The sequence below is a fragment of the Streptomyces sp. NPDC001194 genome (assembly GCF_042896985.1).
GTDB lineage: Bacteria > Actinomycetota > Actinomycetes > Streptomycetales > Streptomycetaceae > Streptomyces.
Genome location: NZ_JBIAXU010000005.1, coordinates 384,870 through 401,457, shown reverse-complemented (window position 1 = coordinate 401,457; position 16,588 = coordinate 384,870). Strand labels below are relative to the sequence as shown.

Annotated in this window: 13 protein-coding genes and 2 pseudogenes; 6 read left to right on the top strand and 9 right to left on the bottom strand. The window is 73.7% G+C overall.

Annotated elements, in window-relative coordinates:
* Positions 1-113: 113 nt before the first annotated feature.
* Together ACFY1T_RS15540 and ACFY1T_RS15535 are read right to left on the bottom strand one after the other, a co-directional pair.
* Complete coding sequence (locus ACFY1T_RS15540) at positions 114-1,685, bottom strand: acyl-CoA synthetase (protein WP_390788571.1); 1,572 nt, start codon at positions 1,683-1,685, stop codon at positions 114-116.
* A gap of 14 nt (positions 1,686-1,699) precedes the next feature.
* A complete protein-coding gene (locus tag ACFY1T_RS15535) occupies positions 1,700-2,806 on the bottom strand; it encodes a nitronate monooxygenase (protein ID WP_390788570.1) in 1,107 nt (368 codons plus the stop codon).
* Positions 2,807-2,950: 144 nt separating this feature from the next.
* Between ACFY1T_RS15535 and ACFY1T_RS15530 the strand changes: the two genes are divergently transcribed.
* On the top strand, positions 2,951-4,771 hold the full coding sequence (locus ACFY1T_RS15530) for a serine hydrolase (RefSeq protein WP_390788569.1): 1,821 nt from the start codon (positions 2,951-2,953) through the stop codon (positions 4,769-4,771).
* Between the two features lie 54 nt (positions 4,772-4,825).
* On the opposite strand, the gene ACFY1T_RS15525 is transcribed toward ACFY1T_RS15530, so the two are convergent.
* Positions 4,826-5,212, bottom strand: coding sequence for a VOC family protein (locus ACFY1T_RS15525; protein ID WP_384705550.1), 387 nt, complete (start codon positions 5,210-5,212; stop codon positions 4,826-4,828).
* Positions 5,213-5,353: 141 nt separating this feature from the next.
* Here ACFY1T_RS15525 and ACFY1T_RS15520 point away from each other — a divergent pair, with 141 nt between their 5' ends.
* Entirely contained in the window at positions 5,354-5,815 is a 462-nt protein-coding gene (locus tag ACFY1T_RS15520) for a nitroreductase family deazaflavin-dependent oxidoreductase (RefSeq protein WP_030865118.1), read from the top strand.
* Between the two features lie 6 nt (positions 5,816-5,821).
* Here ACFY1T_RS15520 and ACFY1T_RS15515 read toward each other — a convergent pair whose 3' ends face one another.
* From ACFY1T_RS15515 to ACFY1T_RS15490, 6 genes are all read right to left on the bottom strand, one after another.
* Positions 5,822-7,393: a phytoene desaturase family protein gene (locus ACFY1T_RS15515; RefSeq protein ID WP_390788568.1), complete on the bottom strand. Its 1,572-nt coding sequence runs from the start codon at positions 7,391-7,393 to the stop codon at positions 5,822-5,824.
* Entirely contained in the window at positions 7,390-9,477 is a 2,088-nt protein-coding gene (locus tag ACFY1T_RS15510; protein ID WP_390788567.1) for a tetratricopeptide repeat protein, read from the bottom strand. Before ACFY1T_RS15510 ends, ACFY1T_RS15515 begins: the two co-directional genes overlap by 4 nt.
* A 33-nt stretch (positions 9,478-9,510) precedes the next feature.
* Positions 9,511-10,434 carry an oxygenase MpaB family protein gene (locus ACFY1T_RS15505; protein WP_390788566.1) on the bottom strand — a complete coding sequence of 308 codons (924 nt, stop codon included), beginning with the start codon at positions 10,432-10,434 and terminating at the stop codon, positions 9,511-9,513.
* A gap of 94 nt (positions 10,435-10,528) precedes the next feature.
* Entirely contained in the window at positions 10,529-10,894 is a 366-nt protein-coding gene (locus tag ACFY1T_RS15500) for a hypothetical protein (RefSeq protein ID WP_390788565.1), read from the bottom strand.
* 179 nt (positions 10,895-11,073) lie between these two features.
* On the bottom strand, positions 11,074-12,249 hold the full coding sequence (locus ACFY1T_RS15495; protein WP_390788564.1) for an agmatine deiminase family protein: 1,176 nt from the start codon (positions 12,247-12,249) through the stop codon (positions 11,074-11,076).
* Positions 12,250-12,297: 48 nt separating this feature from the next.
* Positions 12,298-13,947, bottom strand: coding sequence for a serine/threonine-protein kinase (locus ACFY1T_RS15490; RefSeq protein ID WP_390788563.1), 1,650 nt, complete (start codon positions 13,945-13,947; stop codon positions 12,298-12,300).
* A gap of 155 nt (positions 13,948-14,102) precedes the next feature.
* Between ACFY1T_RS15490 and ACFY1T_RS15485 the strand changes: the two genes are divergently transcribed.
* The 4 genes and pseudogenes from ACFY1T_RS15485 to ACFY1T_RS15470 all read left to right on the top strand — a co-directional run.
* The gene (locus tag ACFY1T_RS15485) at positions 14,103-14,666 is read left to right on the top strand and encodes a TetR/AcrR family transcriptional regulator (protein WP_390788621.1); all 564 of its coding nucleotides are present in this window, start codon (positions 14,103-14,105) and stop codon (positions 14,664-14,666) included.
* 118 nt (positions 14,667-14,784) lie between these two features.
* Positions 14,785-15,951, top strand: a complete 1,167-nt coding sequence (locus ACFY1T_RS15480) for an agmatine/peptidylarginine deiminase (protein ID WP_390788562.1) — start codon at positions 14,785-14,787, stop codon at positions 15,949-15,951.
* Between the two features lie 63 nt (positions 15,952-16,014).
* Positions 16,015-16,263: pseudogene (locus ACFY1T_RS15475) on the top strand (urease subunit beta); the annotation flags it as partial.
* Positions 16,252-16,581 (top strand): annotated as a pseudogene (locus ACFY1T_RS15470) (urease subunit alpha); the annotation flags it as partial. The pseudogenes ACFY1T_RS15475 and ACFY1T_RS15470, both read left to right, overlap by 12 nt.
* Positions 16,582-16,588: the final 7 nt, after the last annotated feature.

Genomic DNA, 16,588 nt, shown 5'->3' with positions numbered 1-16,588 from the left:
GGACGCATCCGGGGCTCTGACGTGGCACTTCTCACGAGATCTCGGGCGTGGCGGACCGGGCCCCAGGGCTCGGGCCGCGGGACTCGGGTCCCGGTCCGTCACACGCGCGGCGCTCACATCGCGCGCTCGCGGCCCTCCCAGTAGGGATCGCGCAGCCGCCGCTTGTACAGCTTGCCGTTCGGGTCGCGCGGCATCGTCTCGATGAAGTCGACCGACTTCGGCCGCTTGAAGCCGGCGAGCTGCCGCTCGCAGTGGTGCAGGATCTCCGCGGCGAGTGCGTCCCCGGCGACGAAGCCCTCGGCCGGTTCGACGACCGCCTTGACCTCCTCGCCCCAGTCGGCGTGCGGGATCCCGAAGGCGGCGGCGTCCGCGACCGCGGGGTGGGTGAGCAGGGCCGACTCGATCTCGGCCGGGTAGATGTTGACCCCGCCCGAGATGATCATGTCGATCTTGCGGTCGCGCAGGAAGAGGTACCCGTCCTCGTCGATCAGCCCGAGGTCGCCCACCGTGAAGAAGTCGCCGATGCGGTTCTTCTTCGTCTTGCCCTCGTCCTTGTGGTAGCTGAAACCGCCGGTGTTCATCTTCAGGTAGACGGTGCCGAGTTCACCGGGCGGCAGCCGGTTGCCGTCGTCGTCGAAGACGGCGAGCTCGCTGATCGGCCAGGCCTTGCCGACCGTTCCCGGCTTCTTCAGCCAGTCCTCGGCGGTGGCGAAGGCGCCGCCTCCCTCGCTGGCCGCGTAGTACTCCTCCACACAGGTGCCCCACCAGTCGATCATCGCCCGCTTGACGTGGTCCGGGCAGGGCGCGGCCCCGTGGATCGCGTGCCGCATCGAGGAGACGTCGTACGCGTCCTTCGTCTCCTGCGGGAGCGCGAGGAGCCGGTGGAACTGGGTCGGGACCATGTGGGTGTGCGTACAGGCGTGGCCGTCGATGAGCCGCAGCATCTCCTCGGGGGTCCAGCGGTCCATCAGGACCAGCGGATGCCCGATGTGCAGGGCGGCGCCCGCGAATTGGAGTACGGCGGTGTGGTAGAGCGGCGAGCAGACCAGGTGGACGTTGTCGTCGAACGGACGGATGCCGAAGATGCCGAGGAAGCCGCCGAGGTACGTCTCCTCCGGGAGCTTGCCGGGCAGCGGGCGGCGGATGCCGCGCGGGCGCCCGGTGGTGCCGGAGGTGTAGTTCATGACCCAGCCGAGGGTGCGCCCCTCGGGCGGGGTCCCGGGCTGTCCGCCGAGGAGCCGGCCGTACGGGTGGAAGCCCGCGACCGCTCCGACGGCGTAGCGGTGGCTGGCGGGCAGGCCCGCCTCGTCGGCCGCGGCGGTGGCGGCTTCGGCGAAGCGCTCGTGGGCGATCAGGACCTTGGCGCCGGAGTCGGAGACGATCCAGGCGATCTCGGGTCCGACGAGGTGGTGGTTGACCGGGACCAGGTAGAAGCCGGCCTGGGAGGCGGCGAGGTAGGCGGTGAGGAACTCGACGCCGTTGGGCAGGACGACGGCGAAGACGTCGCCCCGCTCCAGTCCGGCGGCGCGCAGTCCGTGGACGAGGCGGTTGACGTCGGCGTGCAGCCGGCCGGCGCTCCACTCCTCCCCCTCGGGGGTGATCAGTACGGTGCGCCCGGGGTCGGCGGCCGCCTGGGCCCAGAAGCCGTTGGGGCGCTGCTCGCTCATGCCACTCGTGCCACTCATGCTGATCACACCTCTCAGGCCCGGCCGGCGATGCGGTTGATGCGGTCGATGGCGCGCTCGAAGCCGCCGGTGAGGTCGTCGAAGACGGCCTGGACGCTGCGTTCGGAGTTCATCCGGCCGACGATCTGGCCCACGGGGGTGCCGAGCAGCGGCTGCACCTCGTACTTCTGGATGCGGGAGACGGCCTCGGCGACGAGCAGGCCCTGGAGCGGCATCGGGAGCGCGCCGGGGCCCGCCGGGTCGTCCCAGGCGTCGGTCCACTCGGTGCGGAGCTGGCGGGCCGGCTTGCCGGTGAGGGCGCGCGAGCGGACGGTGTCCCCCGAGCCGGCGGCCAGCAGCTTCGCGGTGAGGGCGCGCGAGTGCAGGTCGGCCTCGGTGGTGGTGAGCCAGAGGGAGCCGAGCCAGGCGCCCTGGGCGCCGAGGGCGAGGCCGGCGGCGATCTGCTCGCCGCTGCCGATGCCGCCCGCGGCGAGCACGGGGAGCGGGGCGACGGCCTCGGCGATCTCCGGGACGAGGACCATCGTGGCGATGTCGCCGGTGTGCCCTCCGGCCTCGTAGCCCTGGGCGACGACGATGTCGATGCCGGCTTCGGCGTGGCGGCGGGCGTGCTTGGCGCTGCCGGCGAGGGCGGCGACGAGGACTCCGTGGTCGTGGGCGCGCGCGATGACGTCGGCGGGCGGGGATCCGAGGGCGTTCGCCAGGAGTTTGATCGGGTAGTCGAAGGCGACGTCGAGCTGGTTGCGGGCGACCTGCTCCATCCAGCCCGTGATCCGCCAGCCGGAGGCCTCGCCTTCCGCCAGCTCGGGGACGTGGTGCTTGGCGAGGGTGTCGCGGACGAAGGCGCGGTGCGCGGCCGGGATCATCGCCTCGATGTCGGCCTCGCTGACGCCGTCGACGGCCTTCTTGGCCGGCATGACGACGTCCAGGCCGTACGGCTTGCCGTCGGTGTGCTCCTGCATCCAGTCGAGGTCGCGTTTGAGGTCGTCGGGGGCGGTGTAGCGGACGGCTCCGAGGACGCCGAAGCCGCCGGCGCGGGTGATGGCCGCGGCGACCGCCGGAAAGGGCGTGAAGCCGAAGATGGCGTGCTCGACTCCCAGTTTCTTGCTCAGCTCCGTCTCCATGGGCGGCAGCATGCCGCAGCCCGGCGGCCGAGGGAAGAGGTTTCTGATGACTCGTCAGATTCTTTACGGGCCGGTCGGTGCGCGCCCCGACGCGCGGGCGGGCAGATACTTCCGGAGGGCGGTTCGGCGAACAGGAGGCCGGTGGTGGAGGAGCACACGGGGGACGGGAAGACAACAGGCGGGCTGAGCCGACGGCGGCTCGGCGGGCGGTTGTTGGCGCTGGGCGGGGTACTGCTCCTGCACGCCGCGCTGCCCGGGGCCGCGGGGGCCGCGGGGGCCGCGGGCGGCCCGGCCGAGCGGCGGGCCCTGCAGGGGCTGCGCCTGCGGTACGGGTCGCCGCGGCAGGCGGGACTGGTCGAGAGGCATCTGGAGGCGGCGGCCGACGAGGCCCGGCGGTTCCTCGGCCCCTCCCCCGAGCACCCCTACTACGCCGGGGCCGTGTTGCTCGCCGGCCGCGGCCGCACGATCGCCCTGCACCGCGCGATGGGCGAGGCCGTGCGGTACGCGGACTACGACGGGCGCACCGACCGGGTCCGGGAGTTCCCGGCGGCGCAGCGCATCCCGATGGCCGAGGACACCGTCTTCGACCTGGCGTCGCTGACCAAGCTGTTCACCTCGCTCCTGGCCGTGCAGCAGATGGAGCGCGGCCGGCTGGAGCTGGAGGCTCCGGTGGACCGGTACCTGCCCGAGTTCACCGGCGGCGGCAAAGAGCTCATCACGGTGCGCCAGCTGCTCACGCACACCTCGGGGCTGCGCTCGTGGGCCCCCTTCTACCAGCAGTCCACCCGGGAGGGCCGGCTGAGGATGCTGTGGGGCGTGCGCCCGCAGGACACCCCCGGGACGGTGTACCGGTACTCGGACCTGAACCTCATCGCGCTCCAGCTGCTCCTGGAACGGATCACCGGTCACACGCTGGATCTCCTGCTCCACGACGAGATCACCGCTCCGCTCGGGATGCACCGCACTCGTTACAACCCGCCGGTCTCCTGGCGCCGCGTCACCGCCGCCACCGAAGTCCAGCGGCCCCCCTGGTCCGGCCTGGACCGCGGACTGGTCTGGGGCGAGGTCCACGACGAGAACGCGTACGCCCTCGGCGGCGTCGCCGGCCACGCGGGCGTCTTCGGCACCGCCTTCGACCTGGCCGTCCTCGCCCGCACCCTCCTCGACGGCGGTGTCTACGCCGGCAGGCGCATCCTGCGCCCCGCCTCCGTGGAGCTGCTCTTCACGGACTTCAACACCGCCTTCCCCGGCGACGACCACGGCCTCGGCTTCGAGCTCTACCAGCACTGGTACATGGGCGCCATGGCCACCCCGCACTCCGCCGGCCACACCGGTTTCACCGGCACCTCCCTGGTGCTGGACCCCTCCACCGACTCCTTCCTCATCCTGCTCGGCAACTCCGTTCACCCCGTGCGCACCTGGCGTGCCGGCAGCGCGCCGCGCGTCGCCGTCGGCAACCGCTTCGCCCGCGCCGTCCCGGTCCGTACGAAGCACGGCGGCGCGGCCTGGTACTCCGGCATGGAGACCGGCGGCTCCGGCACCCTGACCCTGCCGCCGCTCACCCCGGCCACGGCCGCGGCGCGGCTGCGCTGCGCCGTGTGGTGGGACACCGTGCCCGGCGAGGGCGCCTTCCACCTGGAGGCCTCGGCCGACGGACAGACCTGGGAGCCGCTGGCGTTCAGCACGCAGCGGTCGACGGGCGGCGCCCCCGAGCAGTGGCCGCGCGGCAGCGCCGGCGGCTGGTCCGGCCGCATCTGGCACCGCCTGGAGGCACCGCTCACCGCCTGGGCGGGCCGCCCGGTCCACCTGCGCTTCCGCCACGCCGCGGCCGGCCGCTACGTCGGCCGCGGGGTGTACGTGGACGTCGTACGGGTGGCGGAACCGGCCCGGCTCCTCTTCGCGGAGGACCGCCCGGCCGACGCGTCCCGCATCCGGGCCACCGGCTGGACCCGCGCCACGGACTGAGGCACCGGGGCACGGCCGCACCGGGGCGGCGGCCGCGTCGCCGGCGCGGCCGCGTCAGGCCTCGCGGACCAGGCAGAACGGGTGGCCCGCGGGGTCCGCGAAGACGCGCCAGTCGTCGGGGACGGCGCCGGTGCGGGCGTCCAGCAGCTCCGCGCCGCAGGCCAGCACCTGCTCCTGCGCCCGGTCCAGGTCCGCCACCGCGAAGTCCAGGTGGAACTGCTGCGGACGGGCGGGGTCCGGCCAGCGCGGCGGCCGGTGGTCCGCGACCCGCTGGAAGGCGAGCACCTGACCCGACGGGACGTGCAGCGTCGCCCAGTGCTCGTCGACCGTCCATCGCGGGTCCGGCCGGTTGACGCTCCCGCCCAGCACCTCCCGGTAGAACTCGGCAAGCCGCAGCGGATCGGGACAGTCCAGCACCACACACTGAAGTTCGGCGATCATGGCCCGATCCTAGGGGGTGTCCCGGGGCCGAGACCTGCGCCGGGGGCATAAAGCCGTGCCCGACGCTGTTCGCACTCGTTGAGTTTCGTCGAGTGTTCAACCCCCCTCAGGCAGCTCAACAGCGAAGGCAGGTACAGGCACATGGCGACCACCGACATCGACTGGGACCACCCGAAGGACCCCCGGCAGGGCACCTGGCAGCTCGACCACGTCAAGCAGTACGTCGCATCGAACGGGGCCGAGGGCCACCACTGGAACGGCACCCAGACCCTGCTGCTCACCACCGTGGGCCGGGTCTCGGGCAACGCGGTGCGCACCCCGCTCATCTACGGCGAGGCCGACGGCCGCTACCTCATCGTGGCGTCCAAGGGCGGCGACCCCGAGCACCCGCTCTGGTACAAGAACCTGACGGCCCACCCCGAGGTGCGCATCCAGGTCGGCCCGAAGGTGCTCCAGGGCACGGCCCGCACGGCGACCCCCGCGGAGCGCGCCGCGTACTGGCCCGTGATGGTGAAGCACTGGGCGGACTACGACGAGTACCAGACCAAGACGGACCGCGAGATCCCGATCGTCGTCATCGAGCCCGCCGGGCCCGCCGCGTAGCCGAGGTCAGTGCCCCAGGACGGCCATCGCCGCATTGTGGCCGGGGACCCCGCTGACGCCGCCTCCGCGCACGGCGCCCGCGCCGCACAGCAGGACGTTGGCGTACGGGGTCCCCACGCCCCAGCGGCCCGCCGCGCCCTGGTCCTGCGCGTACGGCCACGACAGGTCCCGGTGGAAGATGTGCCCGCCGGGCAGCCGCAGTTCGCGCTCCAGGTCGAGCGGGGTCTTCGCCTCGATGCACGGCCGCCCGTCCGCGTCGAAGGCCAGGCAGTCGGTGATCGGCTCGGCGAGGTGCGCGTCCAGCTGCGCGAGCGTGCCGGTGAGCAGCACCTCGCGCGCACCGTGGTTGTCCTTCTCGAACAGCCGGGCCGGGGTGTGCAGTCCGAAGAGGGTCAGCGTCTGGTAGCCCTGCGCCACGAGCTCCGGCCCGAGGATCGTGGGATCGGTCAGCGAGTGGCAGTAGATCTCCGAGGGCGGTACGGACGGCAGTTCCCCGGCGGCGGCTTCGGCATGGGCCCGGGCCAGTTCCGCGTACCCCTCGGCGATGTGGAACGTCCCGCCGAAGGCCTCGCGCGGATCCACCGAGGTGTCCCGCAGCCGGGGCAGCCGGCGCAACAGCATGTTGACCTTGAGCTGCGCCCCCTCGGGAGCCGGCTCCGGAGCCGCCGCCTCCCCCAGCAGTTCGCCCAGGGCCCGCGGCGAGGCGTTGACGAGCACCGTCCGCCCGACGACCCGGCCCTCCCCCGTCGCCGTACGGAACGTCACCTCGGCCGGCGCCCGCCCGTCCGTCTCGATGCGGAGCACCTCGTGCCCGGTCGCGATCTCGGCACCGGCCGCCCGGGCGGCCGCGGCCAGCGCATCGGTGAGCGCGCCCATCCCGCCGACCGGAACGTCCCAGTCCCCCGTGCCTCCGCCGATGACGTGGTAGAGGAAGCAGCGGTTCTGTACGAGCGAGGCGTCGTGCGCGTCCGCGAAGGTGCCGATCAGGGCGTCCGTGAGCACCACGCCCCGCACCAGGTCGTCGGCGAAGTGCTCCTCGACGGCCCGCCCGAGGGGCTCCTCGAACAGCATCCGCCACGCCGCCTCGTCGTCGATCCGGGCCCGCAGCTCCGCCCGCGTGGGCAGCGGCTCGGTCAGCGTCGGGAACACCTTCTCGGCGAGCCGCCCGGTCCGCCCGTAGAAGGCCCGCCAGCTCTCGTACTCCCGCTCCGAGCCGGTCAGCCGTGCGAACGACTCCCGGGTGCGGGACTCTCCGCCGCCGACGAGGAGCCCGCCGGCCCGCCCGTCGCGCTCGACCGGCGTGTACGAGGACACCGTGCGCTTGCGGACGGCGAACTCCAGCCCCAGATCGCGCACGATCTTCGCCGGGAGCAGTGAGACGAGGTACGAATAGCGCGAGAGCCGGGCGTCGACCCCCACGAAGGGGCGGGTGGAGATCGCGGCGCCGCCGGTGTTCCCGAGGCGCTCCAGGACCAGCACCGAACGGCCCGCCCGGGCCAGGTACGCGGCGGCGACCAGTCCGTTGTGCCCGCCGCCCACGATCACGTCGTCGTATACATCGTGCCCGAAGCTCGTCATGGCTCTTGGTAACACACCTGGCCGAGCCGCTCCAGACAGTGTGCTTCGTCGGCGTGGGCCGCCACCGTGTCCGGATGGTCGTCGCCGAGGGAGCGTTCGCGGATGCCGGAGAGGTCCCGGTAGACGGGCAGGGCCTCGTCCCAGCGGCCCAGCCGTCCCAGCCCGACGGCGAGTTCACGCCGGCTGACGAGGGTGTCGGGGTGTTCGGCGCCGAGCGCGGCGGCCCGGGCCGCGGCCACCTGCCGGGCCTCGGCCACCGCCTCCTCCCAGCGCTCCAGCCGGCCCAGGTTGACGCCGAGGACGTGCCGGGCGCGCAGCGTCTCGGGGTCGAAGGCGCCGTAGGCGCGGGTGCGGTCGCGGACCAGGCCCCGGAACAGGTCCAGGGCCTGGGCGGCGTGGCCGGTGCGGCCGAGGGCGATGCCGGCCTCGTAGCGGGCGGCGAGGGTGTCCGGATGGTCCCGGCCGAGCACCCGTTCCCGTACGGCGGCGACGTGGCGGAACCCCTCGAGGGCCTCCTGCCAGCGGTCCAGGCGGCCCAGCGCGTACGCGGCCTCGTACCGGGTCAGCAGCGTGTCCGCGTGCTCGGCGCCCAGGACGGCCGCCCGGTCGGCGGCGACCTCGGCGGCGGTGCGGTGGGCGTCCGCGAACCGGCCCAGCGCCCCGAGTTCACACGCGAGGTTGTGACGGCAGCGCAGCGTGTCGGGGTGGAGCGGGCCCGTGGTGCGCTCCCGTGCGACGAGCACCGCGCGGTAGACGTCGTGGGCCTCGCCGTGGCGTCCGAGCCGGCTCAGTTCGTACGCCGCCTCCTGGCGCGCGGCCAGGGTGTCGGGGTGGTCGGCGCCGAGCGCCCGGGTGCGCCCCTCGGCGACGGCTTCGTACACGGCCAGCGCCTCTTCGGGCCGGCCGGCGCGGCTGAGGACGAACGCCCGGGTGTGACCCGCGGCGAGCGCGCCGGGACCGGCCCCGTCGAGGCCGGCGCCTTCGGAGCCCGGCGCGTCCGGGATCCCGTACGGCACGCCGTAGGGCGCGGTGAGCCGCGGGTCCTCGGCCGCCGCGGGGCGCAGGATCCGGTGCTCGCCGCTGGGGCGGCCGGCGGTCCACGAGCCGGTGAGCACGGCCCAGGCGCCGCTCGCGGGGCGGGCCGGGGCGCCCGCTTTGCGGCCCGCGGTCATGCCGTCGGCCCAGGCGGGCAGGGGCGTCCGGGTGCCGGGCGGGCCGCCCGGGCCGAGGCGGGCCTCGACGAGCCGCCGGTGCAGGTGGCGGGCGTCGCCGGGGCGGTCCTCGGGACGCTTGGCCAGCAGGTCCAGGACCACCTGCTCGAAGTACTCGGGCAGCTCGGGTCGGTGCTCGCGCAGCGGTACGGGCGCGTTGTCGCGGTGGCCGACCAGCACCGACCAGGAGTCGCCGAGGTCGAAGGGCGGGGCTCCGGTGGCGATCTCGTACAGGACGCAGCCGAGGGAGTAGAGGTCGCTGCGGTGGTCGACCTCGCCGCCGGCGATCTGCTCGGGCGACATGTAGTGCGGGGTGCCCATGGCCATGGCGCCGCCGGTGAGCTTGGCGGTGAAGCCGATGTCGTGGGCGAGGCGGGCGATGCCGAAGTCGCAGATCTTCACCGTGCCGTCGGTGAGCCGCATGATGTTGGCCGGTTTCAGATCGCGGTGCACGACGCCCTGGTCGTGGGTGTAGCCGAGGGCGGCGGCGAGCTGTTCGGCGGTGTCGACGACCACGTCCACGGGGAGCGGGCGCGTCTCGTTGTCGTCGAGGAGCTGGCTGAGGTTGCGGCCGTCGAGGAGTTCCATGACGAGGTAGAGGGGGCCGCCGGAGGCGCTGTCGTCGCCGAAGTCGTGGACGACGGTGACCCCGCGGTGCTGGAGGGAGGCGGCGACGCGCGCCTCGCGGCGGAACCGTTCGCGCAGGACCTGGGTGAAGTGGTTGTCCTGCTCGGGCCCGAGGGGTTTGAGGCATTTCACCGCGACCTGCCGGCCCAGCGACTCGTCCCGGGCGCGCCACACCTCGCCCATGCCGCCGCGCCCGATCAGATCGAGTGACCGGTAACGGCCCTGGATCAGTCTGGACTCCGCCATGTCTTAAAGCCGCCCCCGTTGTCGTGCTCCGTCCTATGCCCTCCCCGGCCGGTCCAGTATGGCCGCTGGTGTACGCAGTGTGTACGCCGAGGGGCGGCTCCCGGGGCCCATGCGGCGCATCGCTTTCAAGATGTGACCTGGAGGCAGCTGCCACCGCAGACCTGCGGGAATGCTGCGCAGCAGGGTACCGGTGAGGCGCAGGCGACGGGTGATGACGGGTGCCGGCGGCGCCGCCCGCCCGTACAGCCGGTGCGCGTAGCCGGGGAGGGAACCGTAGGCCAGTTCCGCGATCGGGCGCCACAGCAGGTTTCGGCCAGGTATCAGGAGGGCAGGGGTGGGCGGGCTCCGCAGGAAGTCGACCACGGCGCGGGCGTCGGGTCCGGCGGCGAGCCCGGGGCGGACCTCCTCGAAGTACGCGGCGAGGGCGGTCGTGCCGGCCGGGACACGGGCCGGGTCGAGACCCACCAGGCGGGCGTTGACCCGGTTCTCGTCCACGTAGCGGTCGGCCTGGGCTGCGGTGAGGGGGACCCCGGAGCGGCGCAGGACGTGCAGGAAGCTGTCGATCTGCGCGCAGTGCACCCACAGGAGCAGCTCGGGGTCGTCGACCGGGAACCGCTCCCCGGTGGCGGGGTCGGTCGCGGACAGGCTCCGGTGGATCCGGCGGACGCGGGCGCCGGCGCGCTCGGCGGCCTCGGTGGTGCCGTAGGTGATGGTGCCGACGAAGTCGGCGGTGCGCAGCAGCCGGCCCCAGGCGTCGGAGCGGAAGTCGCTGTTCTCCATGACCCCGCGGACCGCCCGGGGGTGCAGGGCCTGGAGGTAGAGCGCGCGGATTCCGGCGATCCACATGATCGGGTCGCCGTGGCACTGCCAGGTGACGGAGGCGGGCCCGTAGAGCCCGGGGTCGGGCCCGGACCCGGGCGGGGTCGGTGCGGACGCGGTGCCTCGGGTCGCGGCCATTGCCGTACCTCCCGTAACTCCCTTACGGATCCCGGATTGCCCCTCCGCTCCAGCCTACCGAGGCACGGCGGGCCGGAGCGGAGGTGCGTACCGGTCAGGGACAGCGGTCGACCCGGACCTGATTGACGATCTTGTTGGCCGACACGAAGCCGCGGACGAAGTTCAGGCGGCCGGTGTACGGGTTGTATCCGGCCCCTTCGACGAGGAACCAGCGGTTGGTGCCGTTCGCCCACGCCCCGTCCCGCCAGCAGCGCATGGTCACGGTGACTCCGCTGAAGATGCCGCCGATGAGCGCCTGCGGCGCGAACGGGCTGTCGTACGCGGGCGTCAGGCTGTTGGTCTTGGGCGGATTGGCCGCCCCGGCCGGGGCGGCGGCGGTCAGGGCCAGCGCGGCGCCGGCCGCGCCGACCCCCGCCGCGCGCCCCCAGTGGCCGAGCCGCCGCTTGAGGATGGACTTCACGTGCGTGATCCCCCCTTGCTGTGGTGATGGTGCGGCGCAGGCCGAAAAGCGCCTGCGGGCGACCGATTCTGTCGGCCGCCGACCGGCGTGTCAGGGGGTCGGCCCCCGGCGTGCGGAAGCGCGCCCGCCCCGCTCCGCACCACCCCGCACGCCCCCGGCGGGCGGCTACCGGCGTGCGGCTACTCGGCAGCGGGCTTGCCCGGCTGGTCGTGCGTCGAGCAGTGGATGCCGCCACCGCCGGAGGCGATGGTGTCGATCTTCACGGGCACGATCTCCCGGGTGGGGAACTGCTCCTGGAGGATGCCCTTCGCCCGGTCGTCGGCCTTCGCGTCCCCGAACCTGGGCATGAAGACGGCGCCGTTGGCCACGTAGAAGTTCGCGTACGTGGACACGAACGCGTCCCCGCGGCCGGTGATCTTGTCGAGGTCGGGCTGCGGCAGGTCGACGACCTGCAGCCGCTTGCCGCGCGCGTCGGTCGCGTCCTTGAACACGGTCCGCGCCTGATCGGCCGCGCGCGACCACACGTCGGGCGGGCTGCCGGGGAACGCCTGGTCCAGGAGGACGACGCCCGGGGCGGTGAACCGGACGAGGCTGTCCACGTGGGCGTCCGTGATGTCCTGGCCGCGCACCCCGACGAGCCAGATCACCTTCTTGATGCCGAGGGTGCTCTTGAGCTCCGCCTCGATCTGGTCGCGGCTCTTGCCGGGGTTGCGGTTCTTGTTGACCACCGAGCTCTCGGTGACCAGCAGGGTTCCCTGGCCGTCCGTCTCGAAGGAGCCGCCCTCGGCGACGAGCGGAGCCTGCACCCGCTCGATCCCGTACTTGGCGAGCAGGACCCGGCCGACCTGGGCGTCGTTGCGGTGCTCCTGCTTGTTGCCCCACCCGCTGAAGTTGAAGTCGATGCCGAGCAGCTTGCCGGGCTCCTCGACGAACACCGGCACGGTGTCCCGCGCCCAGAGGTCGTCCACCGGCACCGGGATCACCTCGACCTCGGAACCGCACGCCTTCTGGGCCGCCGCCTGCTGGTCGGGCCGGGCGAGCATCACGACGGGTTCGTACGCGGCGACCGCGCGGGCCACCCGCGCGATGTCTTCCCGTACCGCCGGCAGCTGCTCGTACCAGACCCGGTCCAGCGCGGGCCAGGACATGAACGTCCGCGCGTGGCTCTCCCACTCGGCGGGGAACCTGCGCCCGGCCGCCGTGATCGTGCCCGGGCTCGGCGCCGTAGAGGCATCGGTTCCGGCCTCACCGGAATCGGCCGGGGCGCAGGCACCGGCCCCGAGGGCGAGCGCACCGCCGATGCCGGCGAAGGCGCGCAGAGCGGAACGACGGGACATGGAAGAAGGGGAGGTCATGGTTCCACTGTGACACTGACTGAATATTCAGTCAATCCGCCGAGCGGGTCATCCGTTGCGCCGGTGGTAGTCCACGGAGACCTTCACCGGACCGTCGCCGGGGGTGGCCGTGAGCACGGTCACGATCCCGACGTCCCGGCCGTCCTGGGCGCGTACGCAAAAGGCCCGGCCGGCGCGCAGCGTGGTGAAGGGCAGCGCCGTGACGGGCTGGCTGTCGATGCCCTTGAGGCAGTCGGCGAGCCCCTGCCGGCCGGCCGGCAGGACGTACGCGTCACTGCTCTCGGGGACGTAGAACTCGGTGGCGCTCCGGCCGACGTACCAGGAGGCGGTCTCCTGCTGCACGACCCGGCCCGCCTTGACGTCGAACTCGTAGCCCTGGTCCGGCGAGGTGAGTTCGGTGCCGGTGTGGACGGCGGTGTACCCCGGCGCGCCGGCGGACGGGGCGGGCGTCGGTACGGCCGAGGGGGCGGGGGCGGGGGTGGAGGCAGGCGCCCCGGCGACGGCTTCGGCCGGATCGTCCGGGTCCTCCTCCCCGCCGCCCCCGAAGGAGGGGTCGAGCAGTGCGAAGGCCCCGGCGGCGCCGAGCAGCAGCGCGGCAGCGGCCACCGCCGCCGTACGGCCCCGCCCGCGCCGCGGGGCCGGAGCCCGTCTGCGGCCTCGCGGCCGCGCCTCCCCCGCGCCCGGGGGCTGCGGGGCCGCGGCCGGGGCCGGTTCGCGCGGGGCGCTCAGGGTGGGGGCCGCGTCGAGGGCGGTGGCCGGCGGTGCGGGCAGGCCGGCGTCGGCATGGCGGCGGAGCTCGGTGGTGACCTGGTGCGGCAGCCAGTCCTCGGTGAAGCGCAGCTCCCCGCCGACCGCGCGGTGTCCGCGTACGGCCTCGATCACCTGGGCGGTGCCCGGCCGGTCCGCCGGGTCCTTGGCCAGGCAGTGCCACAGCAGCGGCCGCAGTCCGGCCGGGACCGCGCCCAGGTCCGCCTCCTCGTGCACCACCCGGTACAGGGCGGTGGATTCGGGGCCCGTGCCGAAGGGCGGCGCACCCCCGGCCACGTACGCGGCGAGCGCGCCCAGCGCGAAGACGTCCGTGGCGGGGCCCGCCGGCCGGCCCAGTGCCTGCTCGGGGGCCATGAAGGCGGGCGTGCCCACGCGCAGTCCGGTGCCGGTCAGCGCGCCGGCGTCCGCGGCCCGCGCGATGCCGAAGTCGATGACGCGCGGTCCGTCGGCGGCGATCAGGACGTTGGCGGGCTTCAGGTCGCGGTGGACCACGCCGGCCCGGTGGATCTCCTGGAGCGCCTCGGCGATGCCGGCCATGAGCAGCAGCACGGTGCGTTCGGGCAGCGGGCCGTACGTGTGCACCGCCTGCTGCAGCGAGGGGCCGGGGACGTACGTGGTGGCCAGCCACGGGGTGGGGTCGTCGGCTCCCGAGTCGACGACCTGGGCGGTGTAGAGCCCGTGGATGCGCTGCGCGCTGGCCACCTCCCGGGCGAACCTGCGGCGGAACTCGGGATCGCCCGCGAGCTCGGGCCGGACCACCTTCAGCGCCACCGGGCGGCCGCCCGGGGTGTAGGCGAGGTAGACGCGGCCCATCCCGCCGGCGCCGAGTCGCGCGACCACCCGGTAACCGCCCACCTCGCGCGGATCGTCGGCGCCGGGCGCCGGGAGCTGGTGCGGGGTGGCACCCGGGGGTGGTGGGGATGTGGACATGACGGCTCTCCCGGCGACGAGGGCGGATCGGCGGCTGTGCGGTCGCCCGAACGGCCTCGGATCCTATCCGACTGGAATTTCAGTCAGGAATGGGGTCGTAGCCGTCATGCGAGCCCAGGTAGGGTGTCGGCGTGGCGGACCGTCGAACAGCAATCATGGAAGGGGCCGCGCGGGTCATCGCCCGACGCGGCGTGCGCGGCCTGCGCGTGGAGGAGCTCGCCGCCGAGGCGGGCGTGTCCACGGCGTTGATCTACTACCACTTCAAGGACCGCGCCGGGATCCTGCGCGCGACCCTGGAGTTCATCAACGACCGCGCGGGACGGTACACCACCGAGCGGGAACCGGACGCTCCCCCGCTGGACGCACAGGGCGAGCTGGAGGAGACCCTCCTCCTCGAATTCCAGGACAGCCCCGAGGTGCGGGAGAACAGCACGGCCTGGGGAGAGCTCCGGGCGACGGCCGTCTTCGATCCCGACCTGCGCGAGGACCTGGCCCGCGCCACGCTGGTCTGGGTGCAGGAGGTGGGCGAGCTGCTGGGCCGGGTCCGGCCGATGGCGGGGGCCGCGGCGCTCGCCGGCGCCGCCGAGCGGCTGACCGCCCTGGTCGAGGGACTGAGCTCGCGCTGGCTGAGCGGGAGCCTGCCCCTGGCGCACGCCCGCGAGCTGATGACCACGGCCGTCGCGGCCGAACTGCGGCACCTGGCGCAGCCGGGCGGCTGACCGCCCTCCGCGAGCACCCCGAGCCTCCGCCGACCACTCAGGGCCCCTGCCTCCGGGCAGGGGCCTTCTGTTCACCTCACGTCTTGACTGAATTTTCAGTCAATGACAGAGTCGGGCCATGAGCACCTCCCACGACAACAGCCGCTCCCTCCTCAGCCGCCTGTTCGGCTCCGCCGAGCCCTCCCGCCGGCGCGTCCTCGGCGCCGCGGGACTCGGAGCCGCGGGTGTGGCCCTCGGCTCGATCGCGGCGGCCCCGCAGCGGGCGAGCGCCGCGATGCCCAGCCGATGGGTGGACCGGGACGACGTACCGCATGCGCGTACGTGGATGTCCTGGCCCTCGCGGTCGTCCATCTGGGGCGGCCGGCGCCTCGCCGGGGTTCAGGAGGACATCGCCCTGATCGCCCGGACCGTCGCCCGCTACGAGCCGGTGGTCCTGTGCGCCCCGGACTCCTACACCGCCGCCAAGGCCCGCTCCCTGTGCGGGCCCGGGGTCACCGTCATCGACTCGATCCCCACCGACGACCTCTGGATGCGGGACATCGCACCGGTCTTCCGCCGCGACGGCCGCGGCGGGATCGACGCCCTCGGCCTCAACTTCAACGGGTGGGGCGACAAGCAGACCCACAGCTACGACTCCGACGTCGCGCGGCTCGTCGCGGACGACCTCCGCGTGCCCTTCACCCGGACCGACTTCGTCGGCGAGGGCGGGGCCGTCGAGACCGACGGCGACGGCACCGTGATGGCCACGGAGAGCAGCCTGGTCAACAAGAACCGCAACCGGGGCATGAGCAGGGCCGAGATCGAGGACGCCGTCCTGCGGGCGTACGGCGCGGACAAGATGATCTGGGTCCCCGGCATCAAGGGCAAGGACATCACGGACGACCACATCGACGTGACCTCCCGCTTCATCGGCCCAGGCGTGGTGATGGTGCAGGTCCCGCCCGCCGACCGCGACGACGTCTGGGCCCGGGACGCCCGCGAGCAGTTCTCGATCCTCTCCCGCGCCACGGACGCCCGGGGGCGGAAGTTGAAGGTGATCCGGGTGGAGGGCCCCGACACGGTCCGGTCGAAGGACTCCCAGTTCGTCGACTCCTACCTCAACTTCCACGTCGTCAACGGTGCGGTCATCACCGCCCAGTTCGGGGACGCGGTGAAGGACGCCGCCGCCCTGCGCGCCCTGTCGGAGGCCTTCCCCGGGCGGGCGGTCGTCCAGATCGACGTCGACCGGCTGATGGCGGGCGGCGGCGGAATCCACTGCTCCACGATGCACGAGCCGCTCCCGTAAGACCTCCGCGCACGGAAACGAGGCGGTATGCGACTGACACCGACCGAGCGGGACCGGCTGCTGATCTTGCCGGTGCGCAATACCGCGACGGTGCCGATCAGCGTCTCCTCGCACTTCCACTTCTTCGAGGCCAACGCCCGCCTCGCCTTCGACCGCGCTGCGGCTTACGGGATGCGGCTCGCCGTCCCTGCCGGTTCCACGGTCCGCTTCGATTCCGGATCCACCGTCTTCGTCGAGCTCGCGCCGATCGGCGGGGCGCGCGTGGCCATCGGTTTCGCCGGACCGGTCGACGGCCCCCTGGGCGCCCCCGGCGACCCGAACACCTCCACCGACCGCTGCGAACCACTGCTGCTCGGCCCGCAGTTCGGAGCGTACGGGGCCACCGCCGCCGACCTCTCCGTCGCCTTCGTCGCGGAGGCCGCCGTGCAGAACGGCGATCAGATGCCCACGCGCCGGCGCCGCGTGGCGGTCCGCGGGACCCGGGGCATCGGGCCGGGCGACATGCTGCGCAACGCCCGTACCGGCACGGTCGACGTGCACCCCGGCACGGGCCCGGTCTCACTCGACGGCGAGCCCCTCGTCTCGGCGCCCGCCGGTGCGGTCTCGCCGGGCCGCCTCCACTTCCTGTAGCCGGCTG